This window comes from Arthrobacter sp. (assembly GCF_048266065.1).
Lineage (GTDB): Bacteria > Actinomycetota > Actinomycetes > Actinomycetales > Micrococcaceae > Arthrobacter_H.
Genome location: NZ_JBLXAH010000001.1, coordinates 1 through 18,471, shown reverse-complemented (window position 1 = coordinate 18,471; position 18,471 = coordinate 1). Strand labels below are relative to the sequence as shown.

Genomic DNA, 18,471 nt, shown 5'->3' with positions numbered 1-18,471 from the left:
GGGAATAACGCCCCTTGGACACCCCGCAGGAAGGCACCACCATGAGCTCCGTTGGCACCCGCACCCCGACGCCGAAGACCCCTCCCCCGCCCTCCGGCGACACCACCACCGGATCCCCGCGGCCCGGACCGCGGCGCTGGCTGCGCATCACGCTGCCGGCCGTGCTGATCATCATCTGGTTCGTGGCCTTCTCGATGGGCGGGCGGGCCTTCTCCGAGGTCAACGGCGTCTCGGTCAACGATCCCGCCGAGCACCTGCCGGCGAGCGCCGAGGCGACGGTGGTGAACGACCTGCAGCCCGCCTTCCGTGACTCCGACGCCTTGCCCGCCACCCTGGTCTTCGTCGCCGACACCCCCTTGGACGCCGGGCAACTCAAGGGCATCAACACGGTGCTGGAGAAGGTCCAGGCCCTGGACACCGTGGTTCCGGCCTCCGTGTCCCCAGCCCGGCCGAGCGGGGACGGGCTGGCAGCCGTCAGCTTCGTGCCGCTGCAGACCCATGCCGCCGACGGCGGCACGGTCAAGACCCGGGTCTCGGTGGAGGAGCTGCGTTCGTTCCTGGCCGGGCACCCGGTCCCCGGGGTGGATGTGTACGTGGCGGGACCTGCCGGGATGAGTGCCGACATCGGCGGCGCGTTCGCCGGCCTGGACGGGCTGCTGCTGCTCGTGGCGCTGGCCGTGGTGCTGCTGATCCTGGTCATCGTCTACTGCTCGCCGTTGCTGCCGATCATCGTGCTGGGCACGGCGATGGCCGCGTTGACAGCTGCGATGGCCACCGTCGTCGCGTTGGCGAAGGCGGGTGTGGTGACCTTGTCGGGGCAGACGGAGGGGATCCTGATGATCCTGGTCGTCGGGGCGGCGACGGATTATTCGCTGCTCTACGTTTCCCGGTTCCAGGCCGAGCTGGCGCGGTTCGGGCGCGGTTGGGAGGCCACCCGGGTGGCCTGGCGGGCCTCGATCGGGCCGATTGCCGCCTCCGGTGGAACCGTGATCGCCGGCCTGCTGTGCCTGCTGCTGAGCCAGATGAACTCCCACCGGGCACTGGGGCCCGTGGCTGCGCTGGGCATCGTGTTCGCGATGCTCGCCGCCCTGACCCTGCTGCCCGCGTTGCTGATGTGGGCCGGAAAGGCAGCCTACTGGCCGCGAAAACCCCGCGCCGTCGATGCGGCGGAGGGCCGGCCGGCGGCCTCCGGGGCCGGCGACCGGGACGGCGCCCGCGCCTACGCCGCCACCGGGCGGGGACTCTGGCCGGCCGTGACCCGGCTGGTCTCCTCGCGTCCGCGCACCGTGTGGATCGCCACGGCCCTGCTGCTGGTCATCGGCTGCCTGGGCGTGGGGCAGCTGAAGGCCGAGGGCATCTCCCAGACGGACTTCGTCATCGGCCAGACCGATTCGAAGTCCGGCCAGGCGGTCCTCGCCGAGCATTTCGCCGCCGGCTCCGGGGCACCCACCGTGGTGATCGCCCCCGCGGGACAGATCGGCAAGGTCACCGACGCACTCTCGAAGGACCCGGGAGTGGACTCGGTGGGCCGGCCGACCGAACACGACGGGAAGGTCATGCTCTCGGCGACCCTGAAGGACGCCCCGGAGTCGGCCGCCGCGGAGCAGACGGTCCAGCGGCTGCGCACGGAATTCGATGCCCCGGCGTTTGGCGGCCAGGTGCTGGTGGGTGGGAACACCGCAGTCGCCCTCGATACCCGCGACGCCTCCGTGCACGACCGCAACCTGATCATCCCCGTGGTGCTCGGGGTGATCGCGCTGATCCTGGTGGTGCTGCTGCGCTCGATCGTGGCCCCGCTGGTGCTGGTGGCCAGCACGGTGCTCTCCTTCGGGACGGCGCTGGGCGTTTCGGCCCTGGTGTTCAACGGGGTGTTCGACTTCCCCGGCGCTGATGCCTCGGTTCCGCTCTATGGGTTCGTGTTCCTGGTGGCGCTGGGGGTGGACTACAACATCTTCCTGATGACCCGCGTCCGCGAGGAGACGGCCCTGCATGGCACCCGGATCGGGATCCTGCGCGGGCTGCGGGCCACCGGCGGGGTGATCACCTCCGCCGGTCTGGTACTGGCCGCGACGTTCGCGGCACTGGGCGTGCTGCCGGTGTTGTTCCTGGCGCAGCTGGGCTTCATCGTGGCCTTCGGGGTGCTGCTGGACACCATCGTGGTCCGTTCGCTGCTGGTTCCCGCCCTGGCCTACGACCTCGGCGACAAGTTGTGGTGGCCGCGGCATCCCCGCCGGAGTTGAACCGGGAATACCCGGCGGCACCCACGGGTTGTTGTATGCGAATGCATATAAACCACTTTTGGAGGATCCATGACACAGCTTGAGATCGGCGTCGAGACGTTCGGCGACGTCACCGAGGACGAGGACGGCACCCTGCTCCCCCACGCCCAGGTCATCCGCAACGTCGTCGAGCAGGCGATATCCGCCGAACAGGCCGGGCTGGACTTCTTCGGCGTCGGCGAGCACCACCGCGACGACTACGCCGTCACCGCCCCCGAGGTGGTGCTGGCGGCGATCGCCGCACGGACCGGGAGAATCCGCCTCGGATCGGCCGTCACGGTCCTCAGCTCCGATGACCCCATCCGCGTGTTCGAACGCTTCGCCACCGTGGACGCACTGTCCAACGGACGCGCCGAGACCATCCTGGGACGCGGCTCGTTCGTGGAATCGTTCCCGCTCTTCGGGTTCGACCTGGCCGACTACGAGGTGCTGTTCGAGGAGAAGCTCGCCCTGTTCGCCAAGCTGCTCAAGGAGGAACCCGTGACGTGGAGCGGACGCACCCGTGCTCCACTGAGCGGGGCGCGCGTCTACCCACCCACGGCCAACGGCCTCACCGCCTGGGTCGGCGTGGGCGGCAGCCCCGAATCGGTGGTCCGCGCCGCCCGGCACGGCCTGCCGCTGTTCCTGGCCATCATCGGCGGGAACCCGCTGGCGTTCGAGCCGCTGACCCGGCTGTACCACCGCTCGCTGGAGGAGTTCGGCCAGCAGCCACAGCGGATCGGCGCCCACCTGCATGGCCTGGTCGCCGATACCGACGAGGAGGCGGCCGAGATCCTTTGGCCGCACTACAAGCGCACCATGGACCGGCTCGGTTCCGAACGCGGGTGGCCGCCGGCCAGCCGGATCCGCTTCAACGCCTCCGCCGGGGAGGACGGCAACCTGCTGCTGGGATCCCCTGAGACGGTGGCGCGCAAGATGGCCAGGATCGCCGGCACGCTCGGCCTGTCGCGGGTCGACATCAAGTACAGCGCCGGCACGCTCCCGCACGGCCCCATGCAGCACAGCATCGAGCTGCTCGGCGAGAAGGTCAAGCCCATGGTGCTGGACATGCTCGAGGGCTGATCCGGCGCAGCAGAGGCGAAGGGCCCCCGGCAGTTGCCGCGGGCCTTTCGCCATCTCCAATCCGTAACGATTACCGCTGCGACGGGCCGACCGGCGTCCGACCGGCGCAGCGGCCCCTAGGCTCACTGGAGACCACCAATGAAAGGGACCCCATGAAGGGCAGCATCGTCGCGGCTCCATTCTTGCTCTGCGCACTGGCGCTGGCTGGCTGCAGCGCCTCCGCCCAGGCGACCGCATCAACCCCGCAGACACCCGTTGTGGCCCCGCAGTCGGCTGCCGCGGCAGCTAATCCGGGCCCGGGCGTGGACGCCGAGGCGGTCAAGGCCAGCGCGGTCGCCGCGGGTCGGCCGGCGGCGGCCTTCGACATCCAGTGCCAGGTCTGGGAGCAACCGGCACCGCAGACACCGGCAGAGAAGTGGGCCCAGGCGATCGGCTCCGACTGGTTGGCAGCAGACCACGCCGACTGCCCGGACCAGATCACCCTTCCCGGCTATTTCGCGGAATCGTTCCAGCGGGGAGCCACGGGCGAGCTCGTGGTCATCGTCGAGGACGCGCCGGGAGCCGTCGCTGCGCTGTCCGAACTCGCCCGGGACGTCATGGACCACACGGCCCCCACGAACGCCGACCTGCAGCAGGTCACCGCGAAAATCAGCGGGCACCAGGCCACCGGGTCCTACACGCGGGGGCAGTGGGACATCGGCCTGCCCTGGGACGAGCGGGCCGAAAACGCCGCGACACAGCACCGCCACGCGTCGACGGCGACCGGCCAGGACTGGGCCGACGAGAAGATGGACCAGTGGCTCACCAAGATCCGCGCCGACAGCGTAGCGGACCTCGCCCTCGGGTTCCGGCTGATCGATGCGTGGTCATCCCCGCAGCGCGGCGAACTCGTGGTCACCATGGATGCCTCGTTGCCGCAGTCCGAGGTGGCACACACGCCGTATTGGTCGATAAACCAGGAACTGGAAGGGACCGCCGTCACGATCCTGGACAACATCTACTTCGATGCACCGGAGCTGGAACGCGTCACCGTCAAGCTGGCAGGTTCGGCCCACACGAAAACGGTCACCCGAACCGATAAGTGGTTCCACGACTGACCCGTGCGTTCATGCGAAAGGCCCCCGGCAGTTGCCGGGGGCCTTTCAGGTGGTGGATCTTACTGGACTCGAACCAGCGACCTTTCGCGTGTGAGGCGAACGCTCTAACCAACTGAGCTAAAGATCCAAGGTCGTGCGCCGCGAAGGCGTACCTAGAAAGGGTACCGGAGGCCCCGCCCGGGGCCAAATTCATCCGGCACCCCGTCACTGGCACCCAGGCAAGGCACGACGGCGGTGCCTCCACCGCCGTCGTGCCCTGCCCAGTGCGCGGGATGGCCTACTTCAGGTACCTGGCCGAGGCGTAGCCGGTCTTGCCCTTGTAGGTGACCTTCGACCATCCCTTGGACGTCGAGGTGACGGTGACCTTGGCGTTCTTGGGGATGACCGCCAGCCGCTTCTTGGACGTCGAAGCACCGGCCCGCAAACTCAGGTTCGCCGTCGCCTTCCGGGTGGTCTTCTTGACCGCCTTCTTCGCGGGCGCCTTCGCCGCGGCCTTCTTCACCACCGGCTTCTTCGTCGCAGGCTTGGCGGCTGCCACGTTCTTCAGGTACGACGCCGAGACGTAGCCGGTCTTGCCCTTGTAGGTGACCTTCGACCATCCCTTGGACGTCGAGGTGACGGTGACCTTGGCACTCTTGGGGATCACCAGCACGCGCTTCTTGGACGTCGAGGCACCGGCCCGCAGGCTCAGGTTCGCCGTCGTCTGCTTCGTGGTCTTCTTGACTGCCTTCTTGACGGCCTTCTTCGCCGGCGCCTTCTTGGCGGGCGTCTTCGCCGCTGCCTTCTTCACCACCGGCTTCTTCGCCGCCGGCTTGGCGGCCGCGACGTTCTTCAGGTAGGACGCGGACACGTATCCGGTCTTGCCCTTATAGGTGACCTTCGACCAGCCCTTGGATGTCGAGGTGACGGTGACCCTGGCGTTCTTGGGGATCACCAGCACGCGCTTCTTGGACGTCGAGGCACCGGCCCGCAGGCTCAGGTTCGCCGTGGTCTGCTTGGTGGTCTTCTTCGCGGGGGCCTTCGCTGGTGCCTTGACGACGGGCTTCGGCGCCGGCTTGGCGGGCGCCTTGGGCGGGGTGACCAGGTAGGACGAGGCCACGTAGCCGGTCTTGCCCTGGTAGGTGACCTTGGACCAGCCACCCGATGCGGAGGTCTGGACGACCTTGGCCGCCTTCGGCAGGACCATGATCACCGCGTCCTTGGTGCTGGCACCCTTGCGGAGGTTCACGTTGGACTTCACCTGAAGGGTGGTCTTCTTCGCGGGCGTCGTCGGCTTCGGTGCGGGCTTGGCAGGTGTCTTCACCGGCGTCTTGGCCGGCGCCTTCACCGGTGCCGGTGCGGTCCGGGTGAAATAGTCAGCGGAGGCGAAACCGGTCTTGGTCCCGTAGACCAACCGCAGCCAACGGCCGGACGTGCCGGTGACCTTCACCCGCGTCCCCGACGGGACGGTGCCGAGGGTGTTGTACGCGGTGCTGGGCCCCTGGCGCAGGTTCACGTTGGCGGTGGCGTAGTAGTAGAGGTTTGCCGCGACGGGGGTGACCTCAATCTTTGCCGGATCGGCTGCCACGCGCGTCGGGGAAACGGCCCCGTGCACGGCCCAGCCGTTGACGCCGGCTGCGTTCACCTTCACGTAGCCATTGGCGTACGCTCCCGGCACGGACGTCATGGGGGTGCCCTTGCGCACCACCTTGACCAGCTTGGACGCGGTCGAGGCGGAGGAGCGCAGGTTCAAATCGCTCGCCGCCCAGTAGTTGCAGCTCTTGGGGAGCGTGAAGTTGTAGACCAAGGTTGCGTGGCGCTTCATGTCGACGCCATAGCGCTTGAGCCAGGCCATCGGCTCGATGGTCGGGCCCTTCATCCACCCCGCGGATCCCCACACCTCGAAGTGCAGGTGCGGGGCGGTGGAGGCACCGGAACTGCCGACGTCGGCGATGCGCTGACCCGCCTTGACCTTTTGTCCGACCCTGACGTACTTCCCCGCGTTGTACATGTGGATGTAGGCGGTGTAGTACGTCTGGCCGCCGAGCACGTGGCGGACGACGATGTAGCCGGCGGTGCCCTGGTAGACGCCGTTGTGGGTGGCGGTCACGACGCCATCTGCGACGGCATAGATGGGGCTGCCGTTGGAGGCCGCGAGGTCCTGGCCCAGGTGCATCGTGGTGCCGTTGCGCACCGGGATGCACCGCGGCCCCTGGGTGGAGGAGTACCGGTAGGTATTGGGTTTCAGCGGGGACACCACGGTGTCCTTCGCCGGTGCCGCATACACGGGGCCGGCCCCGATGGTGCCGGCAATGAGGGCGGCCGCGGACAGGGTGGACCACAGCAGCTTTTTCGTCTTGTTCATTTTGGCGCTCTACATTCACAGGTCGGGATAACGGTGTACTGCCCTTTGGTGTGGATGAAACGGGCAGCGGTGACACCGCTTCCCCCCTGCTTGCCGGCTGCGTGCCGCAAGCGGCGCCGGACCACCCGGTTCCAGCGCACTTAGATCATAGGTCAGGTTTGTGGTGGCCGATTCCTTGTCAACGGTCCGGGACGGCCAGCCCCGGACCGGGCCGCTACCGCCCGGCCACGCCGGTGACCCACGCACTCTTGGTCGCGATGCCGGAACGGAATTTCGATCCGGTGATGGTGCGCACCACGCCGGTCGCCGTGGTGGCGGTGGCTTCTTTGATCGTCAGGTCGCTGTTCTTGGCCACCCTTACAGTCGTCACTGCACTGGTGCCGAAGGCCCTGGCCAGCTGTGCCTGGGACGCCGTGTTGGTCCAGGACCGGTTCGGGTTCCCGCTGGAAGCCAGCAGCGACCAGTGGTCATCACGCGATTGCAGGTACGCGTGGTTGCTGCCCCACACGGTGGCCGAGCTGCGGGTCCGGCCGCCGGTGGAGGAGGAGTAGACGGCGTCGATCAGCGACCCCGAGTAGAGCAACACGGCCCCCGACGTCGGAGTCCCGGACGCATTGCGCCGGTTGGTCGCATCGACAGCAGCCTTCCAGCGTTTGCCGTAGTAGGCTCCGGAGCCCTCGTTCTCCTTGTTCCAGGCGGTGAACTTCTGGGAGGCGACCTCGTCGTAGACGTTGCAATCGCAGTTCTTCTTCAGCGATGACATGTTGCGCATCGCGTAGGTCCGGCCGGCCACGGCCTGGGCCTGCAGGGCGGCCGGCTGCCAGGACGAGGGCATCTCGGCCAGCCCGTACAGGTATTCATCGTTCAGGCGCACGATGTTCACCAGGTTCAGCCGTCCCGAGAGGACCCCGACTTCGATCTTGCCGTGGCGGTAGTTCACGGTGCCCGAACCGTCATTGGCCTTCGGGACGGAGACTGTCGTGGCCTTCGAGCCCGAACGCCAGAACCTGGTGTTCTGCCACACCACTGCCAGTTTTCCGGCCGGCTGGTAGGTCTTGGAGCCGATCTTGGCGACCACCTTGCCTGACTTGGTGGACAGGGTGACCTTGCCGGTCGTCGTGGCCAGGACCTTCGAACCGTCCATCAGCCGCAGCGAACCATTCGCGGGGGTGATGGACGACGTCGATGCCGCCAGGATCTGCACGCGGATGTCAGCTGCCGCCCGGGAGCTCGTGTAGGACATGGTCGCCGGGGCGTAGTAGTGGTTCAGGATGGCCGCCGCACTGCGCCCGGCCTTGGCCTGGCCCTGCGCGCCATACTGGCTCATGCCCACGCCGTGCCCCCAGCCGGCCCCGGAGACGGCGAAGCTGGCAGGGACCCTGGTGGTCGACGGCTTGGCTGCCTTCTTGAGGTAGGACGTGGACACCCATCCCGTCGTCGTCCCGTACTTCACCTGGGCCCAGCTGCCCTGCAGGGCCGTCGAGCCGGTCTTCGTGACGGTGTCACCGGCAGGGATGGTGGCCAGGACTGCACCCGACGGCGCCGTCTTGCGCAGGTTAAGGTTCACCGTGGTGGCGAAGTTCACCGGTGCCGCCGGCTTGGGCTTGACGACCGGAGTGGGTTTCGGTTTCGGCTTGGGCTTCGGTTTCACGACCGGCTTGGGCTTGGGCTTCACGACCGGCTTCTTCGCCGCGGGCTTCGGGGCGTTCTTCAGGTACTTGGAGGACATCCACCCGGTCTTGCCGCTGGCCGTCCCCTTGGACCAGGTCCCCTTCGTCGAGGTGACGGAGACCTTGGTGCCCTTCTTGAGGACCTTCACAACCCTGTACTTCGACGCGGCACCGCTGCGCAGGTTCAGATTCGCCGTCGTGATCTTGGAAACAGGTTTCTTGGCAACGGCCTTCTTGACGGGTGCCTTGGCAGCAGCCTTCTTCTTTGGTGCTGCCTTCTTCTTCGCAACCGCCGGCTTGACCAGGTACCGCGAGGCCACCCACCCGGACTTCTTCCCGGCCGCCACCTTGGACCAGCTGCCCCGCGTGGAGGAGACGCTGACGCGGGTCCCCTTCTTCAACGTGGTCACGATGCGCGATGAGGTGGACGCCGAGGTCCGCAGGTTCAGGTTGGCGGAGGTCTGCTTGGCGGTGGCGGCAACGGCCACGTCGACGGCGGGTGCCCCCAACGAACCCGCCACGAGGGCCACTGCCACAACGACGGCGGCCAACAGGCTCCGCACCGGGTGGTCGAATTTCTTCAACGGTGTCTCCAATCGGGGTCCGCCGCCGGGAAGGCGGCGGGCGAAGTGCATGCGGCGTGTCTCCGCGGCACCGTGGACTCGCTCGGGTATTATTCCGGGCGACACGAGCGTCCGGCTGCTACTGTCGGCCGGCGTCGGGCTTTGGTTAGCCGTCACGGCGATCCGATCCGAGGGGCTTCCGGTGGCCCCCGGTTCGCCGCTTCCCACCCTCGGGGCATGCTGTAGAGTCCGGCTCATGGACGCCACACCCGAGAGCGACCTGCCGCGGACGAGCGCTCCCGCCGCGCGCGCACTGGCCAACGCGGGAATCACCTCACTGGCGGAGCTAGCCGAACGCCCCTGGGACGAGATCGCCGCACTCCACGGGGTCGGCCCCCGTGCCCTGCGGATCTGGCAGGCCGCACTGGACGAGCACGGTCTCGGGGCGCAGCCATGATCCTGTCCGTGGGAACCACCTGGTGGCAGATGCTGATCTGCCTCGGCGTCGCCCTGGTGCTGTCCACTGCCATCGGCTTCGAACGCCAGCTCAAGGCCAAATCCGCCGGCATGCGCACCCATACCCTGGTCGGTTTGGGTGCCGCCCTGTTCACGATCGTGAGCAAATACGGCTTCGCCGATGTCATCGCCGCCGACGTGCAGGACCACATCAACCTCGACCCCTCCCGCGTGGCAGCACAGATCGTCTCCGGCATCGGCTTCATCGGAGCGGGACTGGTGTTCGTGCGACGCAACCGGGTGCGCGGGCTGACGACGGCGGCATCGATCTGGCTGACCGCCGCGGTGGGCACCGCCGCGGGTGCCGGGCTGGTCATCCCCGCGGTGTTCGTGGTCCTGGCCCACTACCTGGTGGCCTACGCCTACCCGTGGATCGTCCGGCGGACCTCGCTCGGAAACCGCACCGAGCATGCCCTGCAGGCCACCTACATCGATGGGACCGGTGCCCTGCGTTCCATCCTGCAGACGTGCACCAGACAGGGCTTCCAGATCCAGGGATTCACCACCCAGCGCGATGCCGGCAGCGGCGGAACCATGTCGCGGCTCCTGCAGGGACCCACCCGTCAACTGCGCACCAACGAGGTCGGTGTGGAACTGGAGATCGAAGGTTCCGGTGACCTGAACGTGCTGGTCCACCACCTCTCCGAACTGGACAACGTCACCGGCGTCACCGTCGAGGACCAGTCCGAATAGACCAATCCGCCAGCGCCACCCAGGGGGAATCCATGAAACGTCCGCATCCGGTCTCTGGACTCTACGTCGTCACGATCGTCTTGTGGCTCGTATCCCTCGGATGCGCGGCCGTCGCGGCCACCACCTTCGACCCGGCGGCCGTCGGGCTGTCGCTCCCCACGGCCCTGGCCGGGGCTGCCGCGATCGGTTCGGGCCTCTTCGCGTTGTGGACCGGGTGGCGGGCCTGCCGCGCCCTGGACTTCCTGGTCGCCACCACGCGTTAGCCGCAAGTCAGCGGGCAGCTGGCCGATCAACGAGGCGCATGGTGCCCCCTGTTTTTGCTGTCAAACGGGTGTAATGTTCCTAGGACCGCCCGGAGACTGCCGGACGGGGGTTCCGCGAAGGAGCGACCCATGGTGCTCGATGGGCTCGGTAGTGATGCGTGGCCACACGACGTCACGGCACGCCTATTGGACCGCAGCGCCGACCTGGCCTGCGCCGTCGGCTTCGACGGCCTCATCCAGGAGGCCACCGGCGACTGGTCCACATTGCTCGGCTGGAACCGCGATCAACTACTGCAACGGCCACTGGCAGGATTCGTCCACGCGGACGATGCCGCAGCGACCGCCGAACAGTTCGATGCCACCCGGGACGGCACCACGGTCTCCCGCTTCCAGAACCGCTTCCTGGCGGCCGACGGATCCACCCGGTGGTTGTTGTGGACCGTCGTGGGGGTGCCCGGAACCGAATCCTTCCGCGCCGTCGTCCGCGATCTGAGCCCGACGCACCATGCCGAGGCGCAGATGCGCGAAAGCGAGCGCCGCTACCAGGACCTCATCGAATCCGCGCACGACATCGTGCAAAGCATCCTGCCGGATGGGCACTTCGGTTTCGTCAACCGTGCGTGGCACGACCTGCTCGGTTACACCCCCGAGGACCTTCCCGGGTTGACCCTGTTCGACATCGTCGCCGAGGTGGACCACGACCACTGCACGCTGCTCATCGGCCAGATCATGAGCGGAAAGTCCTTCGACCATGTCGAGGTCAGCTTCGTCACCAAGGACGGGCGCACCTTCCCCGTCGAGGGCAATGCGACAGGAAGGTTCCGTGACGGGGTCTTCGTCGCGACCCACACCTTCTTCCGCGACGTCAGCGACCGCAAACAAGCCGAGGCCCTGCAGGCCTCCTACCAACGGGAACTGGAGCAGGAGGTGGCCGAACGGTCAGCGGCCCTCATCCAGAGCGAGAAACTGGCAACGTTGGGCCGCCTCAGTGCCGGCCTGGCCCACGAACTCAACAATCCAGCCGCCGCAGCGAAGCGCGGTGCGGCACTGCTCGAAGACGCGTTCTCCAAGACCTGTGCCGCACTGCTCGCCCTGGTCCGTACCGCCCAGGGACCCGTCGAAGCCGGCCAACTGGTTCAACTCATCGAACGTGCCGCGCTGCAGTCAACGGAACTCGAGCAGCTCGACCCGCTGGCCCGTGGCGACCGCGAGGAGGAGGTCGAGGCCTGGCTGGACGATCATGGGCTCGCCGACTCCTGGGACGCTGCGGGACCGTTGGTCGACCTGGGGCTGGACACCGGTGACCTGGACACGTTGTCGAAGACCTTCGATCCGGCCCATCTGGGCAGCGCACTCACTGCCTTGGCGGAGGCACGGACCGCCTACGGGCTCATCGCCCAGATCGGGCATGGGTCGGCGCGGATCTCGCAGATCGTCGGCGCGTTGAAGGACTACAGCTACATGGACCGCGCTGCAGTGCAGGACGTCGACATCCATGAGGGGCTGGATGGCACTCTGGTCATGCTCCAGGCCAAGCTCAAGCGCGGCATCGAGGTGCACCGGGACTACGGCCCGGACGTTCCGCGGATCGAGACCCTGGGCAGCGAACTGAACCAGGTGTGGACCAACCTCATCGACAACGCCGCCGATGCGTTGGACGGATCCGGACACCTGATAATCCGCACGCGGGCCGCCGACGGGGGCGTTGCCGTCGAGATCGAGGACGACGGTCCCGGGATCGCCCCGGAGGCGATCGGCCAGGTGTTCGACCCCTTCTTCACCACGAAGGCCCCCGGGCACGGGACGGGGCTGGGACTGAACATCGTGTTCAACATGATCCGCGGAACCGGCGGCACCATCGACGTGCAGTCCGTCCCCGGACGAACCGTGTTCCGCATCTGGCTGCCGCCCCGGCGACCGGCCACCGAGCAGCCGCCCGATGACCCACCACCCGGGAGCCAACCATGACCGACACCGTGCCCGCAGCGCAGCGACCGGTCATCTTGGTGGCCGACGACGACCCCGCGGTCCTCGCCGCCGTGCGCGGCGACCTGCGCGGTAGGTACGGGCGCCACAACCGGGTGTTGACCGCATCCGGTGGCCAGGAGGCCATCGATACACTCCACCAGTTGAAGCTGCGCGGCGATCCCGTCGCCGTCGTCGTCTCCGACCAGCGCATGCCAGATGTCACCGGGTCCGAGGTGCTCACCGCCTCCCTGGAACTGTTCCCCGATGTCCGCACGGTCCTGCTCACCGCGTACGCCGACACCGACGTCGCCATCGGTGCCATCAACGACCTGCACCTGGACTACTACATCCTCAAACCGTGGGACCCGCCCGAAGAACGGCTGTTCCCCGTCATCGACGATCTGCTCGGGGACTGGCATGCCCAACACCAGCCCACCTACACGGTGACCCGGGTCGTCGGCAGCCGCTGGTCGGCGCGAACCCACGAGATCCGCGATTACCTGCAGCGCAACCAGATCCCCATGAAATGGTTCGACGTCGATGTCAGCCAGGAGGGCCGGCTCCTCTCCGAATCCGCCGGAACCGACGGCCTCCCGCTGGTCATCACCCCCAACGGGTCGGCCCTGCACTCCCCCGGGCTCGCCGAACTGGCCGAGGCGTTGGGCCACAAGACCCATGCCGACGCCGAATCCTTCGACCTGGCGATCGTCGGCGCCGGACCTGCAGGGCTCGCGGCCGCCGTCTACGGGGCCAGCGAGGGTCTGCGCACGATCTGCATCGAACAGCTCGTTCCCGGCGGCCAGGCCGGACAGTCGTCACGCATCGAAAACTACCTGGGCTTCCCCAACGGCATCTCGGGGACCGACCTGGCCAGGCGGGCGGTGACCCAGGCGAAGCGCTTCCACGTCGACGTGCTGGCTCCCACCGCGACCGTGGGCCTGGACCTCACCGGCCCCTATCCGCGCCTGGAGCAGGAAGACGGGTCGGCGATCAGCTGCGGTGCCATCATTCTCGCCTGCGGGGTGGCCTATCACGGCCTCGACGTGCCCGGCTGCGCCGAGTTGGAGGGCCGCGGCGTGTTCTATGGAGCCACCCTGAGCGAGCGCGACTCGGTGCGGGGAGAGGACATCGTCGTCGTCGGTGGAGCGAACTCCGCCGGCCAGGCTGCCGTCTTCTTCTCCGACTATGCACGGTCCGTGACGATCCTGTGCCGGGCGGCCGAACTCGGAGCCAAGATGTCGACGTATCTCGTGGACCAGATCGAGGCACGCCCCAACATCACGGTGCGCTGTGGGGCGACGGTCAGCACGCTCGAGGGAGGCGACCGGCTCAAAACGGTCACCGTCCTGGATGCCGGCACCGGAGCCACGGAGGAACTCGCAGCAACGGCGTTGTTCGTCTTCATCGGGGCCTCCCCCCGCACAGACTGGCTGCCCCCGCAGGTCACCCGCGATGCCCGGGGGTTCATCCTCACCGGGCCGGCCCTCGGGGATCAACGCCATGCGACGGCCGACGGCGAGCGCGACCCGTTCCTCTACGAGACCAGCGCCCCGGGGGTGTTCGCCGTCGGCGACGTGCGCGCCAGTTCCGTCAAGCGGGTCGCCTCGGCGGTCGGCGAGGGGTCGGTCGCCGTCCAGTTCGTGCACCAGGTGCTGCGCAGCTGAGGCGTACGGCCGGTGGTTCCCTTGTGGCGCCGCTGCGGCCGTGCCTTAATGACGTATGACAAGCGAGCATCCTTCCGGCAGTCCCGCGGGGGAAATGTACGGAATCGGCCGGGTCGAGGCCTTTTCCGACGGCGTCATCGCGGTTGCCATCACGCTGCTCGTGTTGGATCTGCGGGTGCCGGAGCCCCTCGGCGACGGAAGCCTCGGGGCGCGGCTGCTCGACTTGTGGCCCAACTACCTGGCGTATGGCATCTCGTTCCTGGCCATCGGCATCATGTGGATCAACCACCATGCGGCCCTGCGCCGGCTGAAGGCGGTGGACCATGCGGTGCTGGTGGTCAACCTGTTGCTGCTGATGTGCATCGTGGCCCTGCCCTTCAGCACCTCGCTTTTTGCCACCTACCTCGACGCAGCTTCCGGCGGCCACCTGGCTGCCGTCGTCTACGCCGGCTCCTTCCTGGTGACCTCGCTGGTCTTCCTCGGGTTGCAGGTGCTCATCCTTCGGCACAGACCGCACCTGCTGCGCGAGCCCCTGACCCGCAGCCAGCAGCGAACGTTGCTGATGCGCGGTGCCATTGCCGGCCCCACCTATCTCGTCGCAGCACTGCTGGGGCTGGTGACTCCCTACCTGACGCTGGCCGTCTGCATCGTGCTGGGCCTCTTCTACTTCGTCCCCTTGCGGTTGTCCCGCCCCGGTCGGCAGGACACCACGGCACAGGACGACGACGCCGGAAGCTGACCCGGGCTATCATGGCCGCGGCGTGCTGCCTCGTCGACCCAGCTGACCAACGACGACGGTCAGGAGGACCCCGGCGAAGAGAGGCGCGAGCTGTCTGATTCTCATACCGCATTTCCTCGCGCGACGATCCACCGGCTTGTATGTGGGCTTTGTGGTGCCCCTGCGTGGAGAACAACATCCGAGGAATGCCTGGGATTGGGCGTTTTATCTGTTCAGCGCCTGAATTCGTGGAGCCCCCTGCCGGATTCGAACCGGCGACCCCCTGTTTACAAGGAACGTGCCCCGGAGGCTTGAGCGTTCTTGGCGTCTCCACCCGTTCGGATTCTGCCGTCTTCAGACCCACCAGGTCCCATGGGTCCGGCCCGTGACCCGCAGCTTGTTCACACATCGGTGCACATTAGGCGGTTGGGCGACCAATTCTGGAAACGGGTGTGGCCCGGGACACGCCAGCCCGGGCCACACACCTACCTCGAACCACAAGGGGGGGAGACATCTGTCTCCACCTGCCGAATGTCTTTGAAGTCCCGCTGCATCGTTCGCTCGTTCGCTCCCGTCACGGCGGCAATAGCCGGGCGACTCATGCCCTCAGCACTGAGCACGTTGACCATTTCCTGCCGGTCATACGGGCCAGTCGCTACGCCTTGAACTTGCGCTGATAACGCTTCCAGGCCTTATCACTGGCAGCTGGGGCTGCCGTTATTGGCGCTGGCTCGAGCTGTGGGATGCCTGCCGGTTTCCAAATTCGCTTCCAGGGACGCCATCCGCTGCGGCCATAGCGCTCGTACCTCAGGGATCTCGTGTGCAGGCGCATGCCGTAGAACTTTCTGCTGAACAGTCCTGGACCCCACCAGTACATCGCGACGACTGGTTCACGACCAGCTTGGACATCGGACCTTAGAGGAAGGATCGAGTAATCGACCTTCCCATCGCGAAATGAGAAGCTCCGAGGAAACGATCCCTCCCGCAATACCGCGTGGCGGACATCGAAGAACGCACCCTCCATAACGCCTTCACCAACGGGATAGATCGTTCCGAGATCCCTAATGTTTTCGAATGCCGCGTTGTCCTCGCCTGCCCCTTGGACGCGAGTGCGCTTTGGTTGCCAACTGGGTGTTGCCTGTCGTCTGACGCGCTCGATGAGGAATACGGCAAGTGAAACCGATAGTGCTGCGACGGAGACACTGAGGGTTGCAATAGCCGTCACCGTATTTGCATCCATCACTCGATCCTATGGGGGAGCAATATGTCTGGAAATACGTACTTACGTCGAAAGGCCCGGGGCTTTCGCCGCGCCGGGCCTTTCGGAAGCGAGTGACGGGAGTTGAACCCGTGACCTGAAGCGTATGAAGCAACTGCTCTATCCAGCTGAGCTACACCCGTATGGTCCCCGAAGGGATGCATCGCGTGAAATGTACCACAGATTTTCGTCTTGGACTCTTTCTTGAGCTCCTGGGCGACGATGTCGAGGACGGCTTTCCGCTCACTCTTCACGGCATTCTCTAGGTACTTGGTGCCGCCCACGGGATGGCAGGCGGTCATGTCCCCGTGGACCGGGACGGCGTAGGGCGTATCGAATGCGATGGAGGCTTTCATGTTGCCCTCGTCGAGTGCGGTGAAGCCGGACCGGCGGAGGATGCCTTTTCCGATGGCGCGTTCTCCACGGCCACGCCTAGGACATGTTCGGCCGCGTGGTTCAGGCCTCGGGCGGATGCCTTCTTGACCTGCATCGTCAGGTTCCTGTTGAGCTTGATCTTTGATTGTCTGGTCACGGCGCTTGCTCCTTGGAGCTGGCTGCTTCCTGCAGCTCTCGGTCCATCGTTCCCCCTCCGGACTGCTGTGCGCTCCTTCTAGGGCGGCGCGGGCATGGGGAAGGCCCCGCTTCCCACGTCATCACGAGACGCGGGACCGCTCTGTTTGCCCTACTTCTTGCTCAGGGCATCCCGAATTTCGCTCAGGATGGATTCCGTCTCGGTCTTACTCTCCGCAATGGCTCCGAATACCCCGTGCTTGGGCTGGTCGAAACGCTTGCCCGATTCTTCCACAGTCTGCCCGTAGGTTGCTTCCCGGATGTGGTGCAGATTCTCATTCAAGCGTTCCAGTAACCCGATGATGCTTTCGTTCTGGCGGTAGATGTCATCCAGCGTGGCTTTCGGTTCGGCCATGATTCCCCCTCGTTATTGGTTTCAGATAAACAACACCTTAGATCGCGCCGCCGGCCTTCGCAGTGGCACAGCAAGCGGCCCCGCCCCCGGTGATGGGTGACGGGGCCGCGGTGGCGTTGCTGGAGCCTATTCGCGGATCTGTCCGGCAAGGTCGGTGAGGTACGAGGCAAGGGCTTCGAAGTCGTCCAGTGTCCATGGGTCGTCGTGGAGCACGGGGATGAATGCGCTGGTGCCGGTGCCGTCGTTGGTGCGCTGCAGGGTGGTGGTGTTGGTGCGCGTGCCCGTGGTGTGCTCGGTGTTCTCGGACAAGCGCCAGGTTGCGCCGACTGTTTCGGCTTCGTACAGGTTCAGGTCGCACCATGGCTGGTGCGGGTTCGGGTGGTTGGCGCTCATGGAGTTGTCTCCAATGTTTCGATGCCCTGTGCTCTGCTTCTGCGGTATTCGCTGGGGCGTGGGATGGTCAGGTTTCCTGCGTGGGTGGCAAGGGTGCCCATGATCGCCTGGGCGGCGGCCTCGAGCCGTGCTTCGATGAATGCGTGTATGTCCCGTGGAGGGCGCCTAAGCCGATTGCGAGAGCCCCTCCGATGTTCAGGCCGGCGACGGCTGCGGCAAGGTCCGCAGGGGCCGAAGAGCCACTGCGCTGCCGTGTGGCGGGCTTCCTGCCCGTTGTTCTCGTCAGTGCTGCTGCCTTGGTGCCGGTGCTCGGCGTGTGAGAGTTCGTGGGCGAGGGTGGATCGGGCCTGTAGCGGGCCGAGGGATTCGGCCAGATGTATAGTGTGCGTTCTCCCGTCGTAACCTCCCCACCACTCGGCGCGGAGTTCGTCGAGGGGCAGGGTGTGCACTTTGACGCGCAACCGTGCTATCTCGGCGGCCTTCTCTGCGAGTGCCGCGGTGACGCCGGGGCTACGCATTGTCCGCGGCTTCCATCTTTAGCAGCCGGTACATGCTAGATACGCTCACCTGGGCGGCGTCGGCTATCGCCTGGGGGCTCATGCCCCCGCCTGCGTGGAGTTTCTTCACGAGGGCCACCGTCTTGGCGTCGTACTTGCGGGGCCTTCCTCCGACCTTGCCGCGTTCGCGTGCCTTTTCGCGGCCTCTGCTTGTTCGTTCGCGGATGAGTTCGCGCTCGAATTCGGTGAGGTTGGCAAAGATGTTGAACACCAGTTGCCCATTGATGTTCCCGGTGTCGATGCCTTCTTCCAGGGACCGGAAAGCAATACCCCCGTTCCCTGAGCTCTGCGACGAGTTGCACTAGGTGCGTGGGTCAATAATGCTGAGCCCGAACTTTAAAACGCCGACGCAATAGCAAGGGTCCATAGGGTGCGGCTGGGAGAATTGGGGTATGGATACCAGTTCTCCCGGCCCGGATGGTTTGTTCGACGAGTCCCTCGTTGAGCGCGTCGAACCCGTTGCCGATGACCGGATGGATGCCAACGGCGGTGCGAGGAAGC

The 18,471-nt window shown here is 66.5% G+C and carries 17 protein-coding genes and 2 tRNA genes; 9 read left to right on the top strand and 10 right to left on the bottom strand.

Annotation, left to right across the window (positions count from 1 at the left end):
* The first annotated feature begins 41 nt into the window (after nucleotides 1-41).
* The 3 genes from ACN0TP_RS00095 to ACN0TP_RS00085 all read left to right on the top strand — a co-directional run bounded on the left by ACN0TP_RS00095 (nucleotide 42) and on the right by ACN0TP_RS00085 (nucleotide 4,438).
* On the top strand, nucleotides 42-2,240 hold the full coding sequence (locus ACN0TP_RS00095) for an MMPL family transporter (RefSeq protein ID WP_417215211.1): 2,199 nt from the start codon (nucleotides 42-44) through the stop codon (nucleotides 2,238-2,240).
* Between the two features lie 69 nt (nucleotides 2,241-2,309).
* Nucleotides 2,310-3,341 (top strand): LLM class flavin-dependent oxidoreductase, encoded by a 1,032-nt coding sequence (locus ACN0TP_RS00090; protein ID WP_417215209.1) that lies wholly within the window; start codon nucleotides 2,310-2,312, stop codon nucleotides 3,339-3,341.
* A gap of 152 nt (nucleotides 3,342-3,493) precedes the next feature.
* On the top strand, nucleotides 3,494-4,438 hold the full coding sequence (locus ACN0TP_RS00085) for a hypothetical protein (protein ID WP_417215207.1): 945 nt from the start codon (nucleotides 3,494-3,496) through the stop codon (nucleotides 4,436-4,438).
* Nucleotides 4,439-4,488: 50 nt separating this feature from the next.
* On the opposite strand, the gene ACN0TP_RS00080 is transcribed toward ACN0TP_RS00085, so the two are convergent.
* From ACN0TP_RS00080 to ACN0TP_RS00070, 3 genes are all read right to left on the bottom strand, one after another.
* A tRNA-Val gene (locus ACN0TP_RS00080) sits at nucleotides 4,489-4,565 on the bottom strand.
* A 150-nt stretch (nucleotides 4,566-4,715) separates the two neighbouring features.
* Nucleotides 4,716-6,782 (bottom strand): SH3 domain-containing protein, encoded by a 2,067-nt coding sequence (locus tag ACN0TP_RS00075; protein WP_417215205.1) that lies wholly within the window; start codon nucleotides 6,780-6,782, stop codon nucleotides 4,716-4,718.
* Nucleotides 6,783-6,996: 214 nt separating this feature from the next.
* A complete protein-coding gene (locus ACN0TP_RS00070; protein ID WP_417215203.1) occupies nucleotides 6,997-9,036 on the bottom strand; it encodes a SpoIID/LytB domain-containing protein in 2,040 nt (679 codons plus the stop codon).
* Nucleotides 9,037-9,271: 235 nt separating this feature from the next.
* Between ACN0TP_RS00070 and ACN0TP_RS00065 the strand changes: the two genes are divergently transcribed.
* The 6 genes from ACN0TP_RS00065 to ACN0TP_RS00040 all read left to right on the top strand — a co-directional run bounded on the left by ACN0TP_RS00065 (nucleotide 9,272) and on the right by ACN0TP_RS00040 (nucleotide 14,858).
* The gene (locus ACN0TP_RS00065; protein ID WP_417215201.1) at nucleotides 9,272-9,472 is read left to right on the top strand and encodes a helix-hairpin-helix domain-containing protein; all 201 of its coding nucleotides are present in this window, start codon (nucleotides 9,272-9,274) and stop codon (nucleotides 9,470-9,472) included.
* 8 nt (nucleotides 9,473-9,480) lie between these two features.
* Entirely contained in the window at nucleotides 9,481-10,224 is a 744-nt protein-coding gene (locus tag ACN0TP_RS00060) for an MgtC/SapB family protein (RefSeq protein ID WP_417215200.1), read from the top strand.
* 32 nt (nucleotides 10,225-10,256) lie between these two features.
* Complete coding sequence (locus tag ACN0TP_RS00055) at nucleotides 10,257-10,487, top strand: hypothetical protein (RefSeq protein ID WP_417215198.1); 231 nt, start codon at nucleotides 10,257-10,259, stop codon at nucleotides 10,485-10,487.
* A gap of 129 nt (nucleotides 10,488-10,616) precedes the next feature.
* Nucleotides 10,617-12,455, top strand: a complete 1,839-nt coding sequence (locus ACN0TP_RS00050) for a PAS domain S-box protein (protein ID WP_417215196.1) — start codon at nucleotides 10,617-10,619, stop codon at nucleotides 12,453-12,455.
* Nucleotides 12,452-14,119, top strand: a complete 1,668-nt coding sequence (locus ACN0TP_RS00045; RefSeq protein WP_417215194.1) for an FAD-dependent oxidoreductase — start codon at nucleotides 12,452-12,454, stop codon at nucleotides 14,117-14,119. The genes ACN0TP_RS00050 and ACN0TP_RS00045 overlap by 4 nt, the downstream gene beginning before the upstream one ends.
* Before the next feature lie 94 nt (nucleotides 14,120-14,213).
* Nucleotides 14,214-14,858: a TMEM175 family protein gene (locus tag ACN0TP_RS00040; RefSeq protein WP_417215192.1), complete on the top strand. Its 645-nt coding sequence runs from the start codon at nucleotides 14,214-14,216 to the stop codon at nucleotides 14,856-14,858.
* A 634-nt stretch (nucleotides 14,859-15,492) separates the two neighbouring features.
* Here the strand turns inward: ACN0TP_RS00040 and ACN0TP_RS00035 are convergent.
* The 7 genes from ACN0TP_RS00035 to ACN0TP_RS00005 form a co-directional block, all read right to left on the bottom strand.
* Nucleotides 15,493-16,077 carry a hypothetical protein gene (locus ACN0TP_RS00035; protein ID WP_417215190.1) on the bottom strand — a complete coding sequence of 195 codons (585 nt, stop codon included), beginning with the start codon at nucleotides 16,075-16,077 and terminating at the stop codon, nucleotides 15,493-15,495.
* An 87-nt stretch (nucleotides 16,078-16,164) separates the two neighbouring features.
* Nucleotides 16,165-16,238 (bottom strand) — tRNA-Met (locus ACN0TP_RS00030).
* Between the two features lie 209 nt (nucleotides 16,239-16,447).
* Nucleotides 16,448-16,627: a hypothetical protein gene (locus ACN0TP_RS00025; RefSeq protein ID WP_417215188.1), complete on the bottom strand. Its 180-nt coding sequence runs from the start codon at nucleotides 16,625-16,627 to the stop codon at nucleotides 16,448-16,450.
* A gap of 150 nt (nucleotides 16,628-16,777) precedes the next feature.
* Entirely contained in the window at nucleotides 16,778-17,020 is a 243-nt protein-coding gene (locus ACN0TP_RS00020) for a hypothetical protein (protein ID WP_417215186.1), read from the bottom strand.
* A 126-nt stretch (nucleotides 17,021-17,146) separates the two neighbouring features.
* Nucleotides 17,147-17,413: a hypothetical protein gene (locus ACN0TP_RS00015; RefSeq protein ID WP_417215184.1), complete on the bottom strand. Its 267-nt coding sequence runs from the start codon at nucleotides 17,411-17,413 to the stop codon at nucleotides 17,147-17,149.
* Nucleotides 17,410-17,931 (bottom strand): ImmA/IrrE family metallo-endopeptidase, encoded by a 522-nt coding sequence (locus ACN0TP_RS00010; protein WP_417215182.1) that lies wholly within the window; start codon nucleotides 17,929-17,931, stop codon nucleotides 17,410-17,412. The genes ACN0TP_RS00015 and ACN0TP_RS00010 overlap by 4 nt, the downstream gene beginning before the upstream one ends.
* Nucleotides 17,924-18,184 (bottom strand): helix-turn-helix domain-containing protein, encoded by a 261-nt coding sequence (locus ACN0TP_RS00005; RefSeq protein ID WP_417216467.1) that lies wholly within the window; start codon nucleotides 18,182-18,184, stop codon nucleotides 17,924-17,926. The genes ACN0TP_RS00010 and ACN0TP_RS00005 overlap by 8 nt, the downstream gene beginning before the upstream one ends.
* Nucleotides 18,185-18,471 lie beyond the last annotated feature (287 nt).

Coding starts and splice junctions, on each gene's coding strand:
- ACN0TP_RS00095 (WP_417215211.1), top strand. CDS start 42: ATGAGCTCCGTTGGCACCCGCACCCCGACGCCGAAGACCCCTCCCCCG.
- ACN0TP_RS00090 (WP_417215209.1), top strand. CDS start 2,310: ATGACACAGCTTGAGATCGGCGTCGAGACGTTCGGCGACGTCACCGAG.
- ACN0TP_RS00085 (WP_417215207.1), top strand. CDS start 3,494: ATGAAGGGCAGCATCGTCGCGGCTCCATTCTTGCTCTGCGCACTGGCG.
- ACN0TP_RS00075 (WP_417215205.1), bottom strand. CDS start 6,782: ATGAACAAGACGAAAAAGCTGCTGTGGTCCACCCTGTCCGCGGCCGCC.
- ACN0TP_RS00065 (WP_417215201.1), top strand. CDS start 9,272: ATGGACGCCACACCCGAGAGCGACCTGCCGCGGACGAGCGCTCCCGCC.
- ACN0TP_RS00055 (WP_417215198.1), top strand. CDS start 10,257: ATGAAACGTCCGCATCCGGTCTCTGGACTCTACGTCGTCACGATCGTC.
- ACN0TP_RS00050 (WP_417215196.1), top strand. CDS start 10,617: ATGGTGCTCGATGGGCTCGGTAGTGATGCGTGGCCACACGACGTCACG.
- ACN0TP_RS00045 (WP_417215194.1), top strand. CDS start 12,452: ATGACCGACACCGTGCCCGCAGCGCAGCGACCGGTCATCTTGGTGGCC.
- ACN0TP_RS00040 (WP_417215192.1), top strand. CDS start 14,214: ATGTACGGAATCGGCCGGGTCGAGGCCTTTTCCGACGGCGTCATCGCG.
- ACN0TP_RS00035 (WP_417215190.1), bottom strand. CDS start 16,077: ATGGATGCAAATACGGTGACGGCTATTGCAACCCTCAGTGTCTCCGTC.
- ACN0TP_RS00020 (WP_417215186.1), bottom strand. CDS start 17,020: ATGGCCGAACCGAAAGCCACGCTGGATGACATCTACCGCCAGAACGAA.
- ACN0TP_RS00015 (WP_417215184.1), bottom strand. CDS start 17,413: ATGAGCGCCAACCACCCGAACCCGCACCAGCCATGGTGCGACCTGAAC.
- ACN0TP_RS00010 (WP_417215182.1), bottom strand. CDS start 17,931: ATGCGTAGCCCCGGCGTCACCGCGGCACTCGCAGAGAAGGCCGCCGAG.